The 3,664-nt window shown below is 58.6% G+C and carries 2 protein-coding genes and 1 pseudogene; 1 reads left to right on the top strand and 2 read right to left on the bottom strand.

The features are described 5' to 3' along the window. Both AAHB17_RS24305 and AAHB17_RS24300 read right to left on the bottom strand, forming a co-directional pair. On the bottom strand, positions 1 to 2,185 hold a 2,185-nt coding region (locus AAHB17_RS24305), incomplete at its 3' end, for a DEAD/DEAH box helicase (protein ID WP_342133638.1). Next, a complete protein-coding gene (locus tag AAHB17_RS24300) occupies positions 2,182 to 3,147 on the bottom strand; it encodes a HamA C-terminal domain-containing protein (RefSeq protein WP_342133637.1) in 966 nt (321 codons plus the stop codon). The genes AAHB17_RS24305 and AAHB17_RS24300, both read right to left, overlap by 4 nt. Before the next feature lie 200 nt (positions 3,148 to 3,347). Between AAHB17_RS24300 and AAHB17_RS24295 the strand changes: the two are divergent. Then, a pseudogene (locus AAHB17_RS24295) lies at positions 3,348 to 3,653 on the top strand (tyrosine-type recombinase/integrase); the annotation flags it as partial. Between the last annotated feature and the right edge of the window lie 11 nt (positions 3,654 to 3,664).

Here is a 3,664-nt window from a genome sequence, read left to right as displayed (position 1 = left end):
GCTGCGTGAGCGGCTCGCCCCGCATCCACTTGAGGGCAGTCATGGTGACGTAGCTGACATAGCCTCGCGCCCCCTTGCCTTGCTCGCCACCACGCCTCATGCCGCCGAGCTGCTTGTACATACGGCGGAAGATGCTGTTGTAGACCGTGTACGCATCGGTCGACGGATTCACTGGCAGCACCTTTTGAAACTCACCCTTTCGAATAAGCTCCTTCTGTCGCTGTAACAAGCTGGCCAGCGCCACAGGATCAACCATCCAGCTGCTCGTCAGGACCGCCGTCGGAAGCCCTAGCTGGGCGAGCGCAAGGTCAGCGCTTGCTGAAAGCTTTGTTCTTTGGGGCTGCGTGAGCGTCAGGTTCGCTCGGTCTAGAAGGGACTGCAGGTTGCCCTGCGCGGCCCGGAAGAGGACGAGCCCGGCCGCCGCAGTGATACGTTCATCTGCGCGCTTTCGGTCCTCACCTGGCTTTGGTTGGCTGGCGACCTCAAGCACACTGACAACGTCGTCAAAGCAATCCTCGATGGCATCCTTGAACGCGACCTTCAGCGCGAAGGGCTTACGTGTCGTCAGGGGCTTGGTTTCCCAGTTCTCGTAGTTGACCAGGAAGACATTGCCAACGACCTCCTCACCAAGGCGGCCGGCTCGACCCGCGAAATTCCAAAGTGCTGCTTCATCTAGCGGCTCGCCCTTGTTCCCGCGCGTCGGGGTGTCGATGAAGACATTTCGGGCTGGCAAATTGACGCCCTGGAACAGCGTGGTCGTGCAGCAAAGGTAGTCGAGTTTGCCATCGCGAAAGCTTGCCTCAATACCTTCGCGAAGAAGGCTGGGCATGTTCCCGTAGTGGAAAGCCACTCCGCGACGCACAAAGCGGGCGAGGGAATACTGCTTGTGGACATGCTGCTCGATGAACTTCGCCAGCTCCTTGAGAGACGTCGATTCCTTGTCTTTCCGATTCAGAGCTATCAGAGCCGTCAGGTCTTCGGCGTTCTTTGCTCCCGTGGCATAAACCAGCGACCGCCCCGACGCGCCGAACTCTTCGGCCACTGCCGCGAGCTTGGCGTCCTCCGTGAGAGCAAAGCCGCGCTCAAAAGTGTAGGAGCCAATACGCTCAAGCCGCTCTGCGGTCACTAGGTCAAGCTCCACCAGGTGCTCGTTCTCGATGGGGAATCGAACGCTGATGCGATTCTGGACCACCGGCGACAGTCCGGTTTCCTTCACATCCAGGTTCGGAAGCCCAACGCTGTCTCCGACGAGCCCAAATCCGCTGGCGCCCGGAGCGAGGAACAGAAAGCGCGCATCCGGATTTCCGGCGCGAACCTTTTCAACTGCATCCTGCAAGATCATGCCTCGACTGTCGTCGCCAATAGCCTGAGCCTCGTCGATGATGACTAGGTCTATCAGGCCGCTGACGTCGACGGCGGAGAGCAGCAGCTGAGCCCTTTCCTGGGTAAGGACGTAAATCTGCTTCGGTCGCTGCTCCGGGTCGAGCACCGGCACGGTTGTGACTCTAAGCTTGTTGCCAACCGAGGCGAGACGCTTCTCAAGCTTGCCCTGAACCTCGGCCAGCAGCGCGCGCGTAGGGGCGATATACAGCGCGACGAACTGGTCGGCAGCGATGGCGTTCTCACAGAGATACTCCATCACGACGTACGACTTGCCGGCTGATGTCGGTGCCGATATTGCCGTCGAGAACTTTGTTCGCAAGCTTTCCCAGACGTCGAGCTGGAACTCAGTAAGGGCAACCCTCTTCCCAGCCATGTCGACCGAGTTCAATTCGCGCAGTAGGGCGTTTCGCATGCGGGCTTGAAGCCCCAGCGTCACCGAACTCGCCCCCCGAAGCTTCGCCAAGCCAGGAAAATTCCCGAGGCTCGTCAGGATATGGACCGCTGCATCGAGGATGTCGTCATCTGCGGACGCGAGAGACGCAAAGACTGCGATTTGCTGCGCGAGGTCTTGGCTACCTTCATCGGCTGCTTGGGCAAAGACGCTCGCCGAGTTCAAAAGCCTGACAAGAGCGTCGTCGGTGAGGTTGGGTCCGTTGATAGTAGGCGCTTCAGCAAACAAGGCCTGCGCCCTTGTGGACATCAAAGTAGCGCGAATGCCCACGGCTCGCAGCGAGGCCAGGTCCTCCCAAAACGCGGGCTGATGGCGGATGTCAGCGGCGAGTTCTGATGCAAAGCTTGTCATTTGTTGAGCTCCGCAAAAGCGCGTTTCAGTTCGTTGATGTCCGGAACGGCCACCAAGAAAACGATGCAGTTTCCAAGGTCGAGACTTTTCGCAGCGGCCTGTCGCTCAAGGTTTTCTTTGAAGCGGTCGTGCTTGGCCTTGTACAGCTTCTCTAGGTGCTCTTCATGGATCGTGATGGGCTTTGTGAGGTCCATCGGGAGTCGATCCTGATACGCAGATTCACTAAACACCAAGCTGCCAACATGAACGTCACGTCGCTTGAGATGATTGCCGTTTCCCTGGTACGCATTGAAGAATGACTTGGCTGCTTCGCGTTGCTCACCTATCAGCGAGTCAAGGTTCGACAGGTCAGTCACCAGCCTGAGCTCGTTGAGTTTTTTGGAGCGGTCGGCCCGGTAGTCCGCAATCGACGCGACCATGTCTCTGGACGCATCGGTAGCATCTGGCATCACCTTGGACTCGAGTACAAAAAACGTGACAGTCCCATCGGAATTGGCCTTCACATGCAGCCCGTCGACGCCGTGAACGGGCATCCCCTGGGATGTCTTGAGGGCCATCTTGGACCCGATCTGCGCGGCGCCGAGGTAGTGCACGGCCAGGGCATACGACAGCAACTCCCCAAGTTCGCCGTACCGTCCTTGATTGGCCTTCTCGTATTCGATGAGCAGTCGCTTGGCTTCGCGGTACAAGCGAACATGCATGACCGTGTTGCCCCTAGTTGCCGAGTTACTGCCGGCGACGTTTGCCTGCTGTCGCTTGTTCAACGGGATGGCGTATTCGACCAGCAGATCGGTCAACAGCTCGGCGAGCGCGTCGAGTTCAGGGTCTTGCTGTCGAAACCTCAGAAACAGCAAACGGGGCTGTTCGAGCCTGGGGCTGGAATCCACCTCTTTTAGGACGTTGTCGAGCCCGTCGATTGGGTCGAGCAACTTTTCGAACGGCGTGTCCGGCGCTTCTGCCACTAGCGAGTTCTCCTGATTTATTTCCTCCAATTGTGGCGTAACTCCATTACGTCGCAGTTGTATAGAACCTGCTGATCGCCGGCCCAACCATCTAGAAACCGCTGCGCGGCTCCCTGCGTCCACGCAAGGCGGGCGCAAGACAGCTCTCACACTAGGCCCCACAAGCTCTCGCAGTCGGCGGACCTTGATGAAGGGGGGCGGACCCTCGCAACAGGATTGTCCGAAGCTATCACATGTACGACCAGACCTTCCAACGTGTTTTCATACTCGCGGCCCAGGCCGCTGACGTGACCAGACCTGTGTCGCCGCACACGCTACGGCATTTGTTCGCGACTCATCTGCTTCAATCAGGTTACGACATCCGGACGGTCCAGGAACTGCTCGGTCACTCTGATGTCGCTACCACCATGATCTACACCCACGTTCTCAAGGTCGGGGGTGGTGGGGTGCCCAGCCCTTTGGATTCCCTTCCAGAAACTGCAGTGCCGCACAACGGTCGTTGGTGAGCGGCCGCAGT

It is taken from the genome of Hydrogenophaga sp. OTU3427, from assembly GCF_038440225.1.
In the GTDB taxonomy this organism is placed as follows: domain Bacteria; phylum Pseudomonadota; class Gammaproteobacteria; order Burkholderiales; family Burkholderiaceae_C; genus Hydrogenophaga.
The sequence above is the reverse complement of the archived record's forward strand: the minus strand, read 5'-3'. Positions and strand labels throughout refer to the sequence as shown.